Source organism: Paraburkholderia caffeinilytica, from assembly GCF_046030355.1.
Lineage (GTDB): Bacteria > Pseudomonadota > Gammaproteobacteria > Burkholderiales > Burkholderiaceae > Paraburkholderia > Paraburkholderia caffeinilytica_B.
The window spans coordinates 130,599-149,659 of record NZ_JAQQCQ010000021.1; the positions used below are offsets into that span (position 1 = coordinate 130,599).

Here is a 19,061-nt window from a genome sequence, read left to right on the forward strand (position 1 = left end):
GAGATGAACCAGCAAACGGCAGCAGCCCAACTCGCCACCGCGCAAGGCGGCACGGAATCCACGCTGCTCGACGAAATCGTCGAGAAAAGCCGGGTGGCGAAGTCCGATTCCGAACATGCGCGCGCGAAAGACCTGATCGGCGAACTTGTGCACCAGGTGCTCGACGGCACCGTGGTGGTGTCTGACAACCTCTCGGCCACCATCGACGCGCGCGTCGCGGAACTCGACCGCCTGATCTCCGCGCAATTGAGCGCGGTGATGCATGCGCCGCAATTCCAGCGCATGGAAAGCACGTGGCGCGGCCTCGACTACCTCTGCAAGGAAAGCAATACCGGCTCGACAGTCAAGATCAAGGCGCTCCACGCGCCGAAACGCGACCTCGTGCGCGACTTCAAGAACGCTATCGAATTCGATCAGAGCGCGCTCTTCAAGAAGGTCTATGAGGAAGAGTTCGGCACCTTCGGTGGCGCACCGTTCGGCACGATCATTGGCGACTTCGAAGTGACGCGTCAGCCTGAAGACGTGTATTTCATCGAACAGATGGCGCATGTTGCTGCCGCGGCGCACGCACCGTTCATCGCCTCGGCGTCGCCTGAATTAATGGGTCTCGAGACGTTTGCCGATCTGGGCAAGCCACGCGATCTCGGCAAGGTGTTCGACACCGTCGAATACGCGAAGTGGAAGTCGTTCCGCGACTCCGAAGACTCGCGCTATGTCGGCCTAACCTTGCCGCGTTTCCTCGGTCGCCTGCCTTTCAATCCGAAAGACGGCGCCACTGCGGAAGGCTTCAACTTCGTCGAAGACGTGGACGGCACCGATCACAGCAAATACCTGTGGTGTAACGCAGCGTGGGCTTTCGCAGCGCGTCTGACAGCCGCGTTCGACGACTTCGGCTGGTGCGCGGCGATTCGCGGCGTGGAAGGCGGCGGTCTGGTGGAAGACCTGCCCACCCACACGTTCAAGACCGACGACGGCGAAGTCGCGCTGAAATGCCCGACCGAAATCGCGATTACCGATCGCCGCGAAAAGGAACTGAGCGACCTCGGTTTCATTCCGCTCGTGCACTGCAAGAACTCGGATTACGCGGCATTCTTCGCCGCGCAATCGGTGCAGAAGCCCAAGAAATACAGCACCGATAGCGCGAATGCGAACGCCGTGCTGTCCGCGCAGCTGCAGTACATCTTCTCGGTATCGCGCGTGGCGCACTACCTGAAGGCGATGATGCGCGACAAGATCGGCAGCTTCGCATCGGCGCAGAACGTCGAAGTATTCCTGAACCGTTGGATCTCGCAGTACGTGCTGCTGGACGACAACGCGACCCAGGAGCAGAAAGCGCAGTTCCCGCTGCGCGAGGCATCGATACAGGTCTCGGAGATTCCGGGCAAGCCTGGTGCGTATCGTTCGGTCGCGTTCCTGCGCCCGCACTTTCAACTGGACGAGCTGTCGATCTCTTTGCGGCTTGTCGCTGACCTGCCGAAACCGGCAAATTCATAAACGAAGCCAGAAAACCCGTGCCGGCCGCGCGGGTTAGCTGTTAAAACCACCTCTTTGGGGAGTCGATGAGTTATGAAGGACATCTATTTAAAATTCGGCAATCCGGCGATCAAAGGCGAGTCTGCCGATAAAGATCATGCTGGCTGGATCGAAATCGATTCGTGGAGCCACTCGATTACGCAACCGCGTTCGGCAACGGCTTCGACGGCAGGCGGTCATACGTCCGAGCGTTGCGAGCACGCGGACATGCAGTTCACGAAAGACATCGACGTGGTCAGCCCGCTGATCTATCAACACGCATCGGGCGGCACCACGTTCGACGAAGTGACGATCGACTTCATGCGTTCGGACGGCGAAGGCAATCGCATCAAGTACCTGGAAGTGAAGCTCAAGTACGTGATCATCTCGAGCGCCACGCCGAGCGTGGTGGGCGAAGGCCTGCCGACCGAACAGTTCTCGCTGAAGTACGCTGCCGTGCAGTGGAAGTACACGCAGCAGAAGATCGGCGGCAACCAGGGCGGCAACGCGCAAGGCGCGTGGAGCCTGACGAAAAACGACAAGACGTACGCGGTCTGATGCCGGGGCACACGCGGCGCGCGGCCTGAAAAGGTTGACGCACGCCGCGTGCGCCTCGCGTCGAACCGGTTTTTCGGACGCTGATGAAACGCTTCGAACCCAGCTTTCTCGACAAGCTGTTCGACGACGAACCGCATCTGCCGGCTTCTCCGGCGATGCGGCAATTGTCGTTGGACGAGTTGAAGGCCACCGTCGCACGCGACGTCGAGGCGATCCTGAATACGCGGATCGCCCTGACCGAGCACGAACTGGCGGCGCTGCCGGAATGTCAACGCTCGGTGCTTACCTACGGCCTGAACGATTTCGCGGGCTTGAGCCTCGCGAGTCACTACGACCGTACGTTTATCTGCAAGTCGATTCAACAGGCAATCGCACGGCATGAGCCGCGCTTGCAGCAGGTAGCGGTCACGCTCGAATTGAACGAACAATCCACCAACGCGTTGAACTTTGCGATTCAGGCGCTGCTGGTGGTGCATCCGGCGGAAGAACCGGTGAGTTTCGATGCGATGCTGCAGCCTTCTACGCTGCAATATTCGGTGACGCGCGCACGCGCGAAGCTTTAGTACCTGATTTTGGCGGCTGGATTTTAGTATCTGCGTTTTAGTGTCTTGAGTACCGCTTTGCCGCCGCCGTTACGCGCAATGGTGGCGATAGTTTGGGCGGAGACGGTTCAGGTTCGGGGATAGATCGATGGAAGAATTGCTGCCGTACTACGAGCGCGAATTATCATTTCTGCGGCGCTATTCGCGCGATTTCGCCGAACGCTATCCGAAGATCGCGGCGCGCCTCGCGATGTCAGGCGAGCACTGTGAAGATCCGCACGTCGAGCGGATGATCGAATCGTTCGCGCTATTGGGCGCGCGCATCAACAAGAAGCTCGACGACGATTACCCCGAATTCACCGAAGCGCTGCTGGAAGTGCTATATCCGCACTACCTGCGGCCGTTTCCCTCGTGTTCGATTGCGCAGTTGGGTACGTCGGCGGCGCTTAGTCATCTGACCGAACCGGTGCTGGTCGAGCGGGGCACCGAACTCAAGTCGCGCCCGATTCGCGGGGTGCAATGCCGTTTCCGCACCGCCTACGATGTGACGCTGGCGCCGATCCGACTCTCCGAGGCGAAGTACACGTCGGTGGCGATGGCGCCGAGTGCGACCGTGTTGCCGGGCAATGCCACGGCGATCGTGTCCATCACGTTCGAATCGACGGCGGCGCAGCTCGATCTCTCCGCATTGAAAGTCGGCACGCTGCGCACGCACCTGCACGGCGAACAATCGTTTATCGCGGCGCTGGCGGACTGCCTGTTCGTCAACGCGATGGCCACGTATGTCGAAGCTGACCGCCGCGGCGTGTGGACACAACTGCGTGAATCGCCTGTCGTACAAGCGGGTTTTGACGAAGACGATGCGCTGATCGACTATCCGGCCAAATCGCATCCGGCGTACCGGTTGCTGACCGAATACTTCGCGTTCCCCGAAAAATTCAATTTCGCCGATTTCAATCTGGCGGCGATGACGCGCGCGAGCGGCCGCTGCCAGCGTCTGACGCTGCACGTCGTGCTCAAGGAAGTACGCAGCGATTCGCATATCGCGCGTTTGCTGGATTCGTTGTCCGCGCATCATTTCCGGTTGTTCTGCACGCCGGTGGTGAACCTGTTCGAACAGCACGGCGAACCGATCCGCATCAGTCATCAGGCGATTTCTTACCCGGTGATCGCCGAAGCGCGCCGCGCGTTCGCGTACGAGGTGTATTCGATCGACTCGGTGAAACTCGTCCGGCAACAGGCGCATGAAGAATCGGTGATCGAATTCCGGCCGTTCTATTCGCTGCATCATGGCGAAGCCGCCCGTGCGGGGCACTACTGGTTCGCGCGGCGCAACGAGTGGGTCGCGCAGAAAAGCCCGGGTTACGAAACCGAAATCTCGATCGTCGATATCGATTTCGAACCGGCCGCGCCGCAAACCGATACGCTGAGTCTCGATCTCACGTGTACCAATCGCGACCTGCCGGCCGGGCTCGCTGTGGGCCTTGAAGGCGGCGATCTGTTTCTGGAGGGCGGTTCACTGACCGGCAGCATTGCGATGCTGCGCAGGCCGACGCCCAGCGTGCGTTTCGAGCGCGGGCGCGCCTCGCACTGGCGGCTGATTTCGCATCTGGCGCTGAATCATGTGTCGCTTGCCAATAGCGGCCTGTCGGCGCTCAAGGAAATGCTGGTGCTTTACGATTTGCGGCGCACGGCAGTGTCGGCGCGGCATATCGACGGCCTGGTCGGCATCGAGCAGCGCGCAGCGGTGCAATGGCTGCCGGGCAAACCGTTTGCGACCTTCGTGCGCGGCATCGAGATTCGCTTGACGATCGACGAAGAGCATTTCGTCGGTACGAGTCTCGCCTCGTTCGTGCGGGTGATCGATACGTTTTTCGGGCTGTACGTGCATCTGAACAGCTTTGTGCAACTGGTCGTCGTGTCGAAGCGCACCGGCGAGGAGATTCTGCGATGCAAACCGCGCAGCGGCGAATCGATCCTGGCGTAGTCGAGCAACTTCTCGACGAGCCGCATCGCTTCGAATTTTTTCAGGCGGTGCGGATTCTCGAGAAGTGGTTCGCCCAGCAAACGCCGTCGAATAATGGACGCCCCGGCGAAATCGTCGCGCAGCGGATTGCCTTTCGCAATTCGCTGTCGATGTCGTTTCCGCCTAGCGAAATTCACAGCGCACAGTCTTACGACGATGAAGGCGCGGCGCTGAAAGAGAAGCCGCAACGCACCGCCGCGCTCGAAACGGGTTCGCTCCACAAGGTCGATATCACGCCGGCGTTTTTTGGTTTGCTGGGTGGGCAGGGCGCCTTGCCACTGCATTACACCGAGCAGATCATCGCGCGCGAGCAGATCAAGCGCGACCGGGCCGCGCGCGAATTCTTCGATGTATTTTCGAATCGCGCGACCGCGCTGTTCTACGCGGCGTGGAAGAAGTACCGGCTGCCGTTTCATTACGAACTGGATCGCGACGAACGCTATCTGCCGCTGTTGCTCGCGCTGGCAGGCGTTGCCGACGACGACACGCGCAACAGTCTGCAAAACGGCGAAGGCGCGCTATTCGACGAAGCGATCGCCGGTTATGCATTGGCGGCACGGCACCGGCCGGTTTCAGCGGCCTATTTGCAACGCACGCTGTCCGAGTACTTCAAGGTGCGGGTGCGCGTCGAGCAGTTCGTCGGCAAATGGTACGACGTGCCGCGCGATCAATTGACCGTGCTCGGTGGTGTCAACGCGACACTCGGCGCCACCGCGCTGGCGGGCGAGCGGGTCTGGCAGCGCGACATGCGCGCGCGGCTGGTGATCGGACCACTCGACAAATCTGACTACGAGGCGTTTTTACCCGGTGCCGACCACGCGGTAGCGCTCGAACGCATGTTGACGCTGCTCGCCGGCGTGACGCTCGAATACGAGGTCTCTCTGGTGCTGCGCCGGAAGGAAGTGGGCCCCAGCATGCTGAGCGGCGGCGCGCGCCTCGGCTGGGACGCCTTTTTGTGCACGCGGGAAGCCGACCGTGACCGAGCGGACGCCCGCTACGAATTGCACGTGATTCACTGACCATAACGATAGAACCAGGACCTGGATCGCACGACATGAGCACGTCCCTCAATACCCTGATCGCCAAACTGAATCCGACCTGCCGGCAGGCGGCGTTGCTCGCGGCGAACAACTGTCTCGCGCGCGGTCACTATGAGGTCGACCTCGAACACGTGTTGCTAGCGCTGCTGGATGAACCGGCGAGCGATGTCGCGCTGGTGCTGCGTGTGAGCCGGGTCGACGCCCATGCTTTGCGCTCGGATATCGAGCGCGAATTGCAGCGGTTGAAGACGGGCAATACGCGCACGCCTGTGTTTTCGAAGCATCTGATCGATTTGCTCGAACAGGCGTGGTTGATCGCGTCGCTCGATTCGCAGATTGGACGGATTCGCTCGGGGCATTTGCTGCTCGCGTTGCTGACGGCGCCGGACCTCGCGCAGTTTGCCGAGCGCATGTCGCCGCTGCTGCGCGAAGTGCGGGTGACGGATCTGAAGCACAAGTTTGACGAAATGACCGCGGGATCGCGCGAGGTCGAACGTAGCAACGCGGCGGAGAACGCTGCAGAAGGTGTGAGCGATGCAGCGACTGCCGATTCAGCACCCGGTGCGCCTTCTAAAACCCCTGCGCTCGACACCTACACCAGCAATCTCACGCAGCGCGCGCGCGAAGGCAAGATCGACCCTGTGATCGGCCGCGAAAGCGAGATTCGCCAGACCATCGATATCCTGATGCGTCGGCGGCAGAACAATCCGATCATGACCGGCGAGGCGGGCGTCGGCAAAACGGCGGTGGTCGAAGGCCTCGCACTGCGCATTGCGGCGGACGACGTGCCCGCGCCGCTGAAAGGCGTCGCGTTGCATGTGCTGGATATGGGCCTGCTGCAAGCCGGTGCAAGCGTCAAAGGCGAGTTCGAGAACCGCCTGAAGAATGTAATCGACGAGGTGAAGAAGAGCCCGCATCCGATCATTCTGTTTATCGACGAGGCGCATACGATCATCGGCGCGGGTGGCCAGGCCGGGCAGAACGACGCGGCGAATTTGCTGAAGCCGGCTTTGGCGCGCGGTGAATTGCGCACCATCGCGGCGACCACGTGGAGCGAATACAAGAAGTACTTCGAGAAAGACGCGGCGCTGGCGCGGCGCTTCCAGGTCGTGAAGATCGAAGAACCGGGTGAGACACTCGCGGCGGCGATGTTGCGGGGCATGGCCGCATTGATGGAGAAGCATTTCAATGTCCGCGTGCTGGACGATGCGATCACCGAAGCGGTACGTCTGTCGCATCGCTACATCAGCGGCCGTCAATTGCCGGACAAGGCGATCAGCGTACTCGACACCGCCTGCGCGAAAGTCGCGCTCGCGCATAGCTCGACGCCTGCTGCGATCGACGACACGAAGAAACGGCTCGAACGCATCGACGCCGAAATCGCCGCGCTGGAACGTGAAGTGGCGAGCGGCGCATCGCACGACGAGCGGCTCGCGGAACTGCGCAGCTTGCGCGAAGAAGACGTGAAAGAGCTGGCCACTGACGAGGTGCGCTACGACAAGGAACGGGCATTGGTGACCGAGATCGTCGGCTTGCGCGCGGAAATCGACGCCGCGCGCGTGAGCAGTACAGATGCCGCGCAAGCCGACAAGGCGCAGCAGGCGCGCGAGACGCTGGCCACGCGGGTTGCGGAATTGCATGCATTGCAGGGCGGCCAGCCGATGGTTCCATTGCAGGTGGATGGCCACGTGGTCGCTGAAATCGTCGCTTCATGGACCGGCATTCCGCTCGGCCGCATGATCAAGGACGAAATCCAGACTGTGCTGAATCTGCAGCCGCTGCTGGCCGCGCGTGTGATTGGCCAGGACCACGCGCTCGATGCGATCGCACAACGCGTGCGCACCGCCAGTGCGAATCTTGAAGACCCGAACAAACCGCGCGGTGTGTTCATGTTCGTCGGACCCTCGGGTGTCGGCAAAACCGAAACCGCGCTAGCGCTCGCCGATGTGCTGTACGGCGGCGAACGCAAGATGGTCACGATCAACATGAGCGAGTACCAGGAAGCACACAGCGTGTCGGGCCTGAAGGGCTCGCCGCCGGGCTACGTCGGTTACGGCGAGGGCGGTGTGCTGACCGAAGCGGTGCGTCGCAATCCGTATTCGGTGGTGCTGCTCGACGAAGTCGAAAAGGCCCACCCGGATGTGCTGGAAATGTTCTTCCAGGTGTTCGACAAGGGCACGATGGATGACGCAGAAGGACGCGAGATCGATTTCCGCAACACGCTGATCATTCTGACCTCGAACGTCGGCTCACAGGCGGTGATGCAGTCATGCCTGAACAAAAGCGCCGAAGAACTGCCCGATGCGGACGAACTCGCGGAGACGTTGCGACCGCAACTGTACAAGACGTTCAAGCCGGCATTCCTCGGCCGTATGAAAGTGGTGCCGTACTACCCGATCTCCGACGACGTGCTCGCCGAAATCATCGATTTGAAGCTGGAGCGGATTCGCCGCCGCATCGAGTCGAATCACAAGGCGGTTTTCGAGTGGGACGAATCGCTTGTCGACGCCGTGCTGGCGCGCTGCACTGAAGTGGACTCCGGCGCGCGCAATGTCGACCACATTCTGAATGGCACGCTGCTGCCCGAGGTCGCGCAGCAGGTGCTGGAGCGTATGGCGAATGGCGCGGCGATCGAACGTATCGCGGTGCGTGCGAGCGAGGCGGGTGAGTTCGAATACACAGTGGTGTAAAGCGGCATGTTCCTGCCGCTGCCCATTTTTTAATGCCGAAGTACCGGATACTTATTGCTTTCTGTCATGCCGACTAATCTGAACACGCTGCTGGCGCCGATCAGCGATGCCTCGCCTTGCGGCGAAGACCTGCTGTTTTCCGCGGATTTCGACGCGATCCAGCACGCGCGCCGATTCGAAGACCCATCGCTCGATCAGGGCGAATGGGTCACGGATATCAAGGAGGCCGACTGGCCCTTCGTGGTCGAACGCTCCAGCAACTTGCTGCAGACGCAGACCAAGGACTTGCGTCTCGCTGTCTGGCTCACCGAAGCGCTGGCCATCGAAGAAGGCGTGACGGGTCTCACGCAAGGGTATGGGCTGCTGACGGGGCTGTGCGAACAGTATTGGGAGCACGTGCATCCGCTGCCCGAAGGCGACGACACCGAATACCGCCTCGGCAACGTCGCATGGCTGGTCAGCCGCACCGGCGATCTGCTGCGGGCAATGCCACTCACGTCCTCGCAAGGCAGTTCGTACAGCACGATCGATTGGGACGTGGCCACGCATGTCGCACAGGCGGTCAAGCGAGATCCGGATCACGCCGACGACATCGCGCGCGGCAAGCCTTCCATCGAGCAGATCGAGGCGTCGAAACGTGCCACGCCATCAGCGTTCTATGCGACGCTGCTGGTCGATCTGAAAGCGTTCGAAGCGGCGATGCTCGCACTCGAACAGCAACTGGACCAGCGGGCCGCCGATTCAGCGCCGAGCTTCCGTCAGGCGAAAGATGCGTACGAAAGCGTCTACCGGTTGGCGGAACGCTTCGCACGCGAACTGGGTGTCAGCGCCGAGGCGTCGCCGCCGAAAGCGCCGAAGCCGGAAGAGCACGAACGCGCCGAGCCTACCTTCAAGACTTCACCGCAACGCGAGGAACCCGTGTTGACGACCATGCCGACCACGATCAGCCCGATTGCCGGAATCCAGAGCCGTGCGCAAGCCGTCGCGCAGTTGCGTGCTGTGGCCAAATTCTTTCGCAGCACCGAGCCGCATAACCCGGCCGCTTACCTTGCGGACAAGGCGGCGGAATGCGCGGATATGCCGTTGCATCAGTGGTTGTCTTCGGTGGTGAAGGACGATGGGTCACTCGCGCATATTCGCGAGTTGTTGGGTGTAAAGCCCGAAGAAAACAGCTAGCGTTTTATTGAGTGCAAACAAAAAGCCTGGCAGCGAAATCGGTGCCAGGCTTTTTTTTCACCAAGTCAAGCAAGCAGCAACTCAAGACCCCGCGCGAAACTCAATACGTCGGTTACGCGCTCGCCCATCGGTCGTATCGTTCGATGCGATCGGCTGATCCGGACCCACGCCTGTGGTCGACATCTGCTCGGGCGGGATGCCCTTGGCGACCAGATAACCCTTCACCGCGTCCGCCCGCGCCTGACTCAGCGCGATATTCGAGGTGCGATTGCCTGCGTTGTCGGTATGGCCGATGATCGCCACCGTCTTCGTTTGCATCTTCGACAACACGGCCGCCATCTGATCGAGAATCGCGCGGCCTTGTGGCGTAAGCGTTGCGCTGCCCGTCTCGAACTCGATCGTGCGATTCGCCAACGTCTGATCGAGCAGGCCCTGTTCCGATGCGCTTACGCGCAGGCCGTTCTTGATCGTATAGGTCGGGTTCAGCGCATTCGCCATATCGCTTGCGAGCTGCTGGCGCTGCGATTCGTTGTGCACTTCGCCCTTCACGTCGATCTGCGTGCCGTCGATCTTCAACTGGCCTTTGCTGATCTGCTTCAACTGCGGGCCGATCAGCTTTTGCACGTTGGCGGACCAGTTCGGCGGCGTCGCGACGTCGGCGACTTCGATCTGATCGACCACGTTGGCCGCGCCGTAGGTGTCGCGCAGACGCGCGAGCACCGCCGCCTTGGTCGCTTCGTCCGGTACCTTGCCGCCTACCACCACCTGGCCCGGCGTTGCATTGGCGGGCGGCGGCGATGCGCTGATCGCGCCGGTGCCGGCACCGGTGGTGCCGCTGGCGAGGCCGGCCGTGCTGACCGCGGGCCCGGCATTGCCCGGTTGCGCCGGCGAAGGTGCGGGCAGAATCGTCGTGCGAATCGCAATGCCGCTGTTGTCGACCGGCGTGACGCGCGCCGGGCCGTCGTTGTCGGCATGGGCGAACGCGCTGATGAGAAGGCCCGCCAGAAGCGAGGCTATACGCATGGGTTGGCTCGACATCGTGTCACGCTCCCGTGAAGGCTTCGCGGAACGTGTCGATGCTGACACGCAACGACAGTTGCGGTTGGTCGAGATAGCTGACGAGCTTGCTGATGCCATGGTCGTTTTGTGCGTGTTCGTCGATCCACTCGGGATCGTCGATATCGATGTTATGTGCCGCGTACGCCTGCGGATCGACCACGCTGTGCAGCGTTTTGGCCGAGGCGCCGTTAAAGCCGATGATGAGCCGTTCGCGCTCGGCAATCGTGCCGATAAAAATCGCCAGTTCGAAATCGGCCTGCGAGACGAACGGTGCGATCAGTTCGAGCCAGAACGCGGCGACGAGCGAGCGATAGAACGGATCGTTCGGCAGCGGCAGCGTCAACCCGCGTTCGAGATGCGATGAACCGCTTTGCATCACCGGACGCAGCAGCGAACCGAGCGCCAGCATCGCGCCGCGCAAACGCACCGGATGGCCGCTGGCGAGCAGCATCTGTTCGAGGCCGGAGAGCGTCTGATGTTCGACGAAGTCGTTGAAGGTGCCGTCGTGCGGATTGCCCGGGCCGCCGCCGATTTCGATCGGCACTTGCGTTTCGCCGAGCGCATGTAACGCGCCGGCCGGCTCGCTCGTACCGAGCAGCGGCTTCATCTGCGAGGCGATGCGCGACCACAGGCGCGCAAAGGCCAGTGGACTGTGCGCGAGGAACGTCAGTGGTTTTTCGACTTCAAGCGCCGTGGCGGCAAGAAACGGAAAGCGCCGCGACGATTGATCCTGGCTCGCCACCATATGGCCGGCAATGGCCAGCTTGCTGCGCGAACCGAGGAACGCGAAATGCATCGGCTTGGCGTTTTCGTAGACGATCTTCCAGCGCGGATCGTCGGTGAGTAACTCCATCGCTTCGGCGATCCAGCGGTCGAGCGTGGCCAGCAACTGCGGGTTATGCGCGCTTTTGACGAAGTCGCCGCGCGACGGAATCTTGCCGAAGTAGGCGATTTGCGCCTGCACGGTTTGCGTCATTGCGCACCCCCTGTGTTCGAAACCGTGGCGGCCGCCGTTGCGGACCGTGCCGCCGGCGAAGCCGGCACGACAACTGGCGCGGCGCCTGGCGCCCCCGGTGTTCCTGTTGGTACTGGCCCACCCGCGGCCGTCGCATTGACCGAATTCGCCGCGGCGCTCACGTCCGCCACCGAGGAAGGCAGTCGCAAGCCGCGCAGGCTTTGCTGTTGCGGCGCGTCGCTGCTGCCGCCCGACGCTTGCGACGTGCTGATGATGCGCATGCTGACGGCCACCGTCACGTTGCCTTGCGTCCACGACAGATCGAACGTGCCGTCCGGACGGCGCTTGCGTTGCGCCGAGTTGATCAGCTTCTCCAGACCGTAGCGGCCCGGCTCGTTGACCAGTTGCAGCGTACGGCCGTCGAAGGTGGTGGCATTCAGCGTCGCACCAGGTGAGCCCGACGGATTTGGCCACACGAAGTTGGTCCACTGTGGCGGCGTATTGCGGTAGCGCATTTGCTGGCCGTCGATCGCGAGTGTGTATTCCGTGGTGCCGCTGCTAGGCTGCGGCAGGATCTGGAACACGGTCTGCGGTTCGGCGGAACTCTGGCCACCCGAGGTGGCAGCCCCGCCGGCAAGCGGGGCCACCCAGCGCGCGAAACCGCTGGTGAAGTCCGGCGTCAGGGCAAGACCCATATCGCCCCACGTGCGCGAGGTCAGCGTGTCGCCGCGGCGCACCGCGAGCGGTCCGAGCGTGGTGCCGACAAACTTGGCGATTGCGCCGTCCGGCCCAAACACCTGGGCAATTTCACCGGCGCCGGCTTCGACTTTCGCATCGCCCGCAAACGGATACTTGCTTGCCAGCGAGCTCTGGAAGGTCTGATAGACCTGCGCGTTCCACACCTTGTTGACTTCGACGCTGGCCGGCTGGATCACCACCGCATACGCCGCCATCAGCGGACGCACCAGCAGCGGGCGTAGCGCCTTGCGTTGCGAATCGGTGAGGCCCGTGAGCATCTGTTCATCGACGTACTTCAGCGAATCGGCCAACTCGGAGCCGCTGCCGTCGAGCGTCTGCTGCATCAGCTGACGCGCGCCCGGTCCCGGATCGCCCTGGTTCTTGATGACGTTAAAGCGCGTACGCACCTTCGAGAGCGTGTCCATGTAGCCCTTCAACATCGAACCGTTGTCGCCGGAGACGACGATACGGCCCAGTGCCGCGAACTCCTGACCGATCGGTCCCATCGGTACTTCGACCGGATTGCCGTTGATGTCGATGTTGGCGTTCAATTGACCGGTCGGCGCACGCGAGAACCAGTTCTTGAACCAGCTGGTCACACCGGTTTGCGCACGCTTCAGGTTCGCATTGAAGAGCGACGGGTTGTCCCACGAGGTCTGGTCGTACGCGGTTTCGAGCACCTTGCGGATCGGCGAATCCTGCGGATCGCCGAGACGGTTCATTGCATCCACGGCCTGACCGAAGCTGCCGAAGTTCTGCACGGCAATGCCTTGCATGAACTTCTGCCAGTGCATTGCGTATTCCGTCTTGTACATCGCCACGAGTGCTTTCTGGATCTGCTCAGGGCTGCCTTCGAGCGTCAGGTCGTCGTGTGCGGAGGTGTTGAGCACCCAGTCCTTGGCCTGCAATTCCTTGGTAGCGGCGTCACGGATCGCCGGCTGCACGTACTGGAACCACGCTTCACGCGTGAAGGTGCCGGGGATTGCGTAGCTGCCGGCCACCAGCGCCGTATTGTTTTCGCCGACGATGCGCGCGATGGTCATCGGCGCGAAACGGGTCGACGCACGCGCCTTGATTTCCTCGTAGACGCGCTGACGGGCCGGCATGCCGCGCACCACGCGGCGCAGATTTTCCCGCGTCTGGTCGACGAGGCCGAGGTTCTGGTCGATCATCGGCCAGTCGTTGTCGGATACGCGTGACAGGTAGAAGGTGATCATGCGCTCGGCGCTGCGGATCATCTCGTCGCGGGGCATGTTGCCGCGATTCGTTTCGAGCCAGCCACGCCAGAAGCGGGCGACCTGATCGGTCAGGTGAGCAGTTTCCACGTGACGCTTGTCGCTCAGCATCAGGTAGGTCTTGAGCGCGTTGTACGCGTCTTCGACGTTGGTCGGCGACGCGTCGCTATACAGGCCGCCCTGGCTGTTCGCCGCCATCGCCGTGTGCGCGGACACTGGAATCGCAGCGGCGTCTGGCGTGCGGTTCAGCGGCGCGAGCTGATCGGGGTGCGCGTTGACGTCCTTCAGGAAGGACGCGAGATTCTGCGAGACCGGGTCGAGCAGGATCTGGCGCACGCCGTTGTAATACTCGGTGAGCAGGTGCTGTTCGAGGCGGTCGCCCTGATACAGCCCGAGCGACACTGCCAGCGGTTTGTCGCGGCGGAACTGTTCGAGCTGGTCGATGCGGTCTTCGAGAATATCCATGGCCTGCAGGCGCGATTGCAGGTCGTTGCGGTTCTGCTGCAGGCGCACCACGTTGTCGAGGTCGGCCTTGACGTTGTCGGCGAGCTGTTGATTGCCGATTGTCGACCACGTCCAGCCGCCGAGCGCCAGCGCGAGCACCGCGACGAAGCCAAAGAACGTGGCATAACGCATGCGCGTCTTGGCGGGGCTCGCGAACTGCTTGACGGTCTGCCGGTCGGCGAAAATCACTTTGGAGAACAGGTCGCGCAGGAAGAAGCCGTTCTTCGAGAACGCGCTATGCGGCTTGGGCAGGCTCTCCGCGGAGAGGCCGAAACGGTTGGCGATGCGCGTGGCGGCGGCGCTGTTGGTCTCGCCTTCCTGCAGCGCGCTGGTGAAGTAGAAGCCGCGGAAAATCGGCTTGTGCTGGAACGGGTTGGTTTCGAACAGCGTGGCGAGGAACGCGCGCAATGCGGGCTTGATCGTCGAGAATTCGAGCGGGAAGCTCAGTTGACCCGGCGACAGCTTGTTGCCACGATTGATCGACATCTGCGCGACACTGATTTCTTTCAGGCCGTCGTAGAGCTCTTCAAAGTGCTCGTCGAAGAGGCCGACCACGTCACGCTTTTCGTCCGGCTCATAGGGCAGGGTGGCGCCCCACACGCGGTCGTATTCATGACGGTCGCTGCCGCTGAAGAATTCGGTGAAGCCCGTGATCAGGTCGGCCTTGGTGAACATCACATACACCGGCGCGAACACTTCGAGCTTCTCGGTCAGTTCCTGCACCCGTTGACGCAGATTCTTCGCGAGGTTGATGGCGAACTCGGGCTTGCTGCCGGTCAACTCGGCAATGCTCGCCGTGACGATGATGCCGTTGATCGGCGCCTTCGGCCTAAAGCGCTTGAGCAGGCCGAGAAAGCCGAGCCACTCGGTGCGGTCTTCCTCGTGCACCGAATAGCGGCCGGCGGTGTCGAGCAGAATGCCTTCGGTCGTGAAGAACCAGTCGCAATTCCGCGTGCCGCCAATGCCGTGAATGACCGCGTTGTTCTTGTCAGCGAAAGGAAATTGCAGGCCGGAATTCAGTACCGCGCTGCTCTTGCCTGCGGCCGGATTGCCAATCACGATGTACCAGGGCATTTCATACAGCGCCGAGCCGCCGGACATCTGACCGATCTTCGAGGTCTTGATCGTTTTCACTGCGTCGACGAGGCGCGTGCGCAGCACGTCGAGTTCGGCCTGGCGCGCGGGCGTCGGCGCGGGGCCGGTGTCGCTCTGCTTTTCGGCTTGTTGCTCGAGCATCTCGCCGAGCTTGTTGTTCGCGCGCCGCGCGCGCAGACGGCGGACCACCCAGACCAGCAACCAGAGCGCGATCACCGCGCCGAGCACGATGGCGGGCCACATCAGGTCGATCTGCAAGGTATCGGCGCCGATGAATAAAACAGCGGCGAGCGCGAGTAGGCCGATGATCGAGAGCGTGCGTGGATGGGTCAACACGTTAAGAATGCGTCGCATAAGCCGTTCAGGTCTTGGTGATGGGTGTTGTGGCGCGTGTGTGACAAACAGCATGGCGCGAGCGCGGGCAAAATCGGCCTGCGCGGCGTTTGAAACAAAAAGAAAGCATATTCAGGCGAAAGCAAATGCGGCCGGATTGTTAAATCCGCCATAAGATGTTCCGCCGGCGGCGATTGGATGAATGCCGTTATGCAGGCGGCATTGCCGATTTTTGCCAGAAAATTTACTTGAACACCCCATTGCCAACCTCGTTATTACCGATTTCGCCTTAATGACCACGCCCCAGGACGAAGCCGGGTTTGTGATATTCAACGTGCCCGAGATCCATCAATTTCCAGCGGCCACCCCACGTCAGGCCGACCTGTTCGGCCGTCTGTCCGTATAACTGATAACCTCGCATGGCCCAGGGATCTTTTTCTGAAATGACGAGCTTGCCATCGCGCAAAAACGCATTGTCCGCGGCAAGACCGTATTGGTGATAGCTTTGAAACGCCGCGGCATTGGTGACGTTGCCCCCCATTTGCGCCAGGCGGTTTTGCCGCTCTGGACTGCGATAACCTTCCAGCAATGCCATTTCATACCCATACTGCTCGTGCATGATTTTGTAAACGAGCAATAAACGCGTTCTGAAATCGGCGTCGAGCAAATTCCAGTCGCGGCTCGCATCTTTCAGCGCAGGCCGGATCTGCTCCACTTCCTGCGTTGCAAATACCTCGGGCGGCAGCGGCGGCGGGGGCACGAGCTGTTCGCCATTCAATAACGCGGCAATTTTCTCATCCGGTACTCGTGCAGTGTCGTCGAATTGGAATAATTGCCGGCCGCGTAAAGCCAATGCCACCAATGGAGGCGTCGCAAGAATACCTGTGGTGGTAAAAATCAGCAAGCGCCGCTTTGCCAGTAACTTTTGCATATCGGCTGCAGTGGATTGCGAAATTTTTGCCGAGCGTGCTAATTGACCGCGAGCCCGTAAAGCACCTTGAGATGCTCCACGCATAACGCGGCCATGAATGGCGAGTGCGGCGCCTAATAAAGAGGCGCGTACCGCCGGCAATAGCAGCATTGCGGCGATCACAACGGCGACGGCGAAATAGGCGAGAAGTACTACGGCAATCAAAGTCGACCCCGGAAATTGGAAACAATTGTATTTTGTAATGCTTGCTCTTAGAATCAGGCCTGCTCGGAGAGGAGCCGGAACGGTATTATCACGGCGAAATAATCCAGGATTCAATGAGACAGTGAATGAGTGCGCCGGAAAGTTCGAATTCCAAAGCCCCACCTAGCCTGTTATCCGATAAGGCTAAGGGCGCCGATGGCAATGGTTCGCGAATTCTCGCGAATCTGGAAGGCCGCGTCGCGCCGCCTGCCGATAAACCACGCCGGTCGAAAACGCCGCTCCTGCTGGTCGCCTTGCTGGTGATCGCGGCCGGTGGTTGGGGGGCGTGGCACATGCAGCAGCGTTTGCAGACAGCGTCGCTGGCGTCAGCCACGCCCGTCGGCGCCGGGAAAGCTGCTGCGCCTGCGTCGGCCGCCAGCGGTGCGCCGCAGGTCACTGCGAAAGCGGAGGCGCCGGCGGCTGCATCGTCGCAAGCGGCTACGATCGTTGCTGACGACAGCGATAGCAAGGCGCCGGCGGCGTCCGCGAGTGCACCCGCAAGCGGTGATGAAAACCGCTTGTCGCGCGCGCTTGCCGATGGCGCCGAGCCGAGCAACGCGTCCGCACCCGTTGCGTCCGCGACGGCCGCGTCGGCGGTTGTAGTGCCGGCGGCAAAGCATCGCAAGAGCTCGACGGCTATTGCCGGCAATGCGAAACACGAAACGGCAGCGCACGGCAAGAAGGAAAACGCGAGCGCAAGCAATCATCACGCGAGCGCGCCGACGGCGGTGGCTCAAACGAAGAAATCGCGCCCGGCCGGTAACGCTTCGAAAGATGATTCGGATGCCGATCTATTGGCCGCGCTCGTGGCACGAACCAAGCCGGCTGACACGAAAGCGGCGGACGGCAATGCGGCCACCAAGGTCAGCGCATCGGCTGCTCCTGGGAACGCCAAGCTGGCCGAACGCGTAAAAGAGTGCGGACAACGCGGCTTCTTCGAAGACCAGTTGTGCCGCTGGCGCGTGTGCGATGGATCCTGGGGTAAAGACCCCGCCTGTCCGGGTTCGGCGCCGCAGGCGCGCCAACCGTAATCAGGTATGTGCCGCGGGTCCTTGTGACTCGCGGCAACCAGACATGTGATCCGCACGGCTCATATCCGCCGAATCCGAACTGCACCACGAACATCTGGGACACGCTGACGCTCGCGTATCTGATGCGTCCGTCGTTTGCGACGCAGGCGGTGGAGGAATGGGGGCGTGGATACGAGCTTCGGCGCCAATGACGGCAAGTCGACCGCTTACACCAGTTCGCCGCCGGCGGGTTTGAAGATGACAGTGGTTAAACGCTTCGACAATCCGGGCTTTTCCAATTTCCATGTTGATCTGCTGACGCATCCGGTGCCGGTGACACTACCGAACTAGCGCGTCCGTGGTGTTGCGCGCCTGCCTGAAACCCGCCTCAGGCGGGATGCAGGCCGCGCAACAGTTGACGGACCCGCGACAGGTCCTGATCGACGTGTTCGGTCTGCTCGAACAACTCCGCGAGCCAGTCGACGAAGGCCCGCACGCGTGGCGACACCCGGCGATTCTTCACATACGCGACCGAGACCGGCATCGGCACGGGTTTCCATTGCGGCAGCACTTCGCGCAAGAGTCCTGAGTCGAGATAAGGTTGCGCGGCGATTCGCGCGGGTTGAATCAGGCCGAGTCCTTGCAATCCGCAGGTGAGATAAGCCTGCTCGTCGCTGACTTTGACGAAGCCTTTGACCTTGACGTTTTGCGCTTCACCGTCCACTTCGAAATCGAAGTCGACTTCGCGGCCGTTATGCGGCGACATGCAATTAACGGCTGCGTGTCCGCGCAGATCGTCGAGGTCGACGGGCGTGCCGTAGCGGGCCAGGTAGGCCGGGCTTGCGCACGTCACGTGCTCGAGGGTGCCTAGTTGCCGTGCGATCAGATTCGAATCCGGTAATTCGCCTAGCTGGATGCTGCAGTCGATGGCTTCCGAGATCAGGTCTACCGAGCGGTTGCTGATGCCGATAGCGAGATCGAGATTCGGATAGCGGGTGTGGAAATCTTCCAGCGCCGGCAGGACGATGGTGCTTGCTACTGCGCCGGGCATTTCAATGCGCAGGCGGCCGGTCAGGTTGTCTGTTGCGTGACGGAGGCTCGCTTCCATTTCGTCGATGTCGGCGAGGATTTGCGCGCAGCGCTCGTAGTAGGCTGCGCCTTCCGGGGTAATGCTCAGGCGCCGCGTCGTGCGGGTCAGGAGGGCGGTGCCTAGCAGCGCCTCCAGATTCTGGACGATGGTTGTCGCGGTTGCGCGGGGGATGTCGAGGGACTCCGCTGCGCGGGTGAAGCTGTTGGTGTCCACGATTCGGATGAATGTCCGCATTGCAGTTATTCTGTCAATCACGATTCAAACTCCAGTTTGGGGGATAAGGTTTTTTTCTGTTTGTTTTGGGGTTGGTTGTTTGCCTGGGGC

At 61.5% G+C, this 19,061-nt stretch carries 13 protein-coding genes and 1 pseudogene; 9 read left to right on the forward strand and 5 right to left on the reverse strand.

What is annotated here, in order from left to right; all coding sequences use genetic code 11:
• The first annotated feature begins 3 nt into the window (after positions 1-3).
• From tssC to tssA, 7 genes are all read left to right on the forward strand, one after another.
• The gene (gene tssC / locus PQQ95_RS27490) at positions 4-1,494 is read left to right on the forward strand and encodes a type VI secretion system contractile sheath large subunit (RefSeq protein WP_408443110.1); all 1,491 of its coding nucleotides are present in this window, start codon (positions 4-6) and stop codon (positions 1,492-1,494) included.
• A gap of 72 nt (positions 1,495-1,566) precedes the next feature.
• Complete coding sequence (locus PQQ95_RS27495) at positions 1,567-2,070, forward strand: Hcp family type VI secretion system effector (protein ID WP_054036475.1); 504 nt, start codon at positions 1,567-1,569, stop codon at positions 2,068-2,070.
• Positions 2,071-2,153: 83 nt separating this feature from the next.
• Positions 2,154-2,633, forward strand: a complete 480-nt coding sequence (gene tssE / locus PQQ95_RS27500) for a type VI secretion system baseplate subunit TssE (RefSeq protein ID WP_054036473.1) — start codon at positions 2,154-2,156, stop codon at positions 2,631-2,633.
• Positions 2,634-2,760: 127 nt separating this feature from the next.
• Positions 2,761-4,599: a type VI secretion system baseplate subunit TssF gene (tssF, locus tag PQQ95_RS27505; RefSeq protein WP_408443113.1), complete on the forward strand. Its 1,839-nt coding sequence runs from the start codon at positions 2,761-2,763 to the stop codon at positions 4,597-4,599.
• Positions 4,563-5,657 carry a type VI secretion system baseplate subunit TssG gene (tssG, locus tag PQQ95_RS27510; protein WP_408443115.1) on the forward strand — a complete coding sequence of 365 codons (1,095 nt, stop codon included), beginning with the start codon at positions 4,563-4,565 and terminating at the stop codon, positions 5,655-5,657. The genes tssF and tssG overlap by 37 nt, the downstream gene beginning before the upstream one ends.
• A gap of 35 nt (positions 5,658-5,692) precedes the next feature.
• Complete coding sequence (gene tssH, locus PQQ95_RS27515) at positions 5,693-8,368, forward strand: type VI secretion system ATPase TssH (protein WP_408443117.1); 2,676 nt, start codon at positions 5,693-5,695, stop codon at positions 8,366-8,368.
• 66 nt (positions 8,369-8,434) lie between these two features.
• A complete protein-coding gene (tssA, locus tag PQQ95_RS27520; RefSeq protein WP_408443120.1) occupies positions 8,435-9,544 on the forward strand; it encodes a type VI secretion system protein TssA in 1,110 nt (369 codons plus the stop codon).
• 81 nt (positions 9,545-9,625) lie between these two features.
• On the opposite strand, the gene PQQ95_RS27525 is transcribed toward tssA, so the two are convergent.
• The 4 genes from PQQ95_RS27525 to PQQ95_RS27540 form a co-directional block, all read right to left on the reverse strand.
• On the reverse strand, positions 9,626-10,567 hold the full coding sequence (locus PQQ95_RS27525; RefSeq protein ID WP_408443123.1) for an OmpA family protein: 942 nt from the start codon (positions 10,565-10,567) through the stop codon (positions 9,626-9,628).
• A 19-nt stretch (positions 10,568-10,586) separates the two neighbouring features.
• Entirely contained in the window at positions 10,587-11,579 is a 993-nt protein-coding gene (tagF, locus tag PQQ95_RS27530; protein ID WP_408443125.1) for a type VI secretion system-associated protein TagF, read from the reverse strand.
• Entirely contained in the window at positions 11,576-15,484 is a 3,909-nt protein-coding gene (gene tssM / locus PQQ95_RS27535) for a type VI secretion system membrane subunit TssM (RefSeq protein ID WP_408443128.1), read from the reverse strand. Before tssM ends, tagF begins: the two co-directional genes overlap by 4 nt.
• A gap of 268 nt (positions 15,485-15,752) precedes the next feature.
• Positions 15,753-16,598 carry a M15 family metallopeptidase gene (locus PQQ95_RS27540; RefSeq protein WP_408443129.1) on the reverse strand — a complete coding sequence of 282 codons (846 nt, stop codon included), beginning with the start codon at positions 16,596-16,598 and terminating at the stop codon, positions 15,753-15,755.
• 125 nt (positions 16,599-16,723) lie between these two features.
• Here PQQ95_RS27540 and PQQ95_RS27545 point away from each other — a divergent pair, with 125 nt between their 5' ends.
• Both PQQ95_RS27545 and PQQ95_RS27550 read left to right on the forward strand, forming a co-directional pair.
• Positions 16,724-17,668, forward strand: a complete 945-nt coding sequence (locus PQQ95_RS27545; protein ID WP_408443132.1) for a hypothetical protein — start codon at positions 16,724-16,726, stop codon at positions 17,666-17,668.
• Positions 17,669-17,736: 68 nt separating this feature from the next.
• Positions 17,737-17,998, forward strand: a pseudogene (locus PQQ95_RS27550) (nucleoside hydrolase); the annotation flags it as partial.
• A gap of 37 nt (positions 17,999-18,035) precedes the next feature.
• Here the strand turns inward: PQQ95_RS27550 and PQQ95_RS27555 are convergent.
• Positions 18,036-18,992, reverse strand: a complete 957-nt coding sequence (locus PQQ95_RS27555) for a LysR family transcriptional regulator (RefSeq protein WP_408443134.1) — start codon at positions 18,990-18,992, stop codon at positions 18,036-18,038.
• Positions 18,993-19,061: the final 69 nt, after the last annotated feature.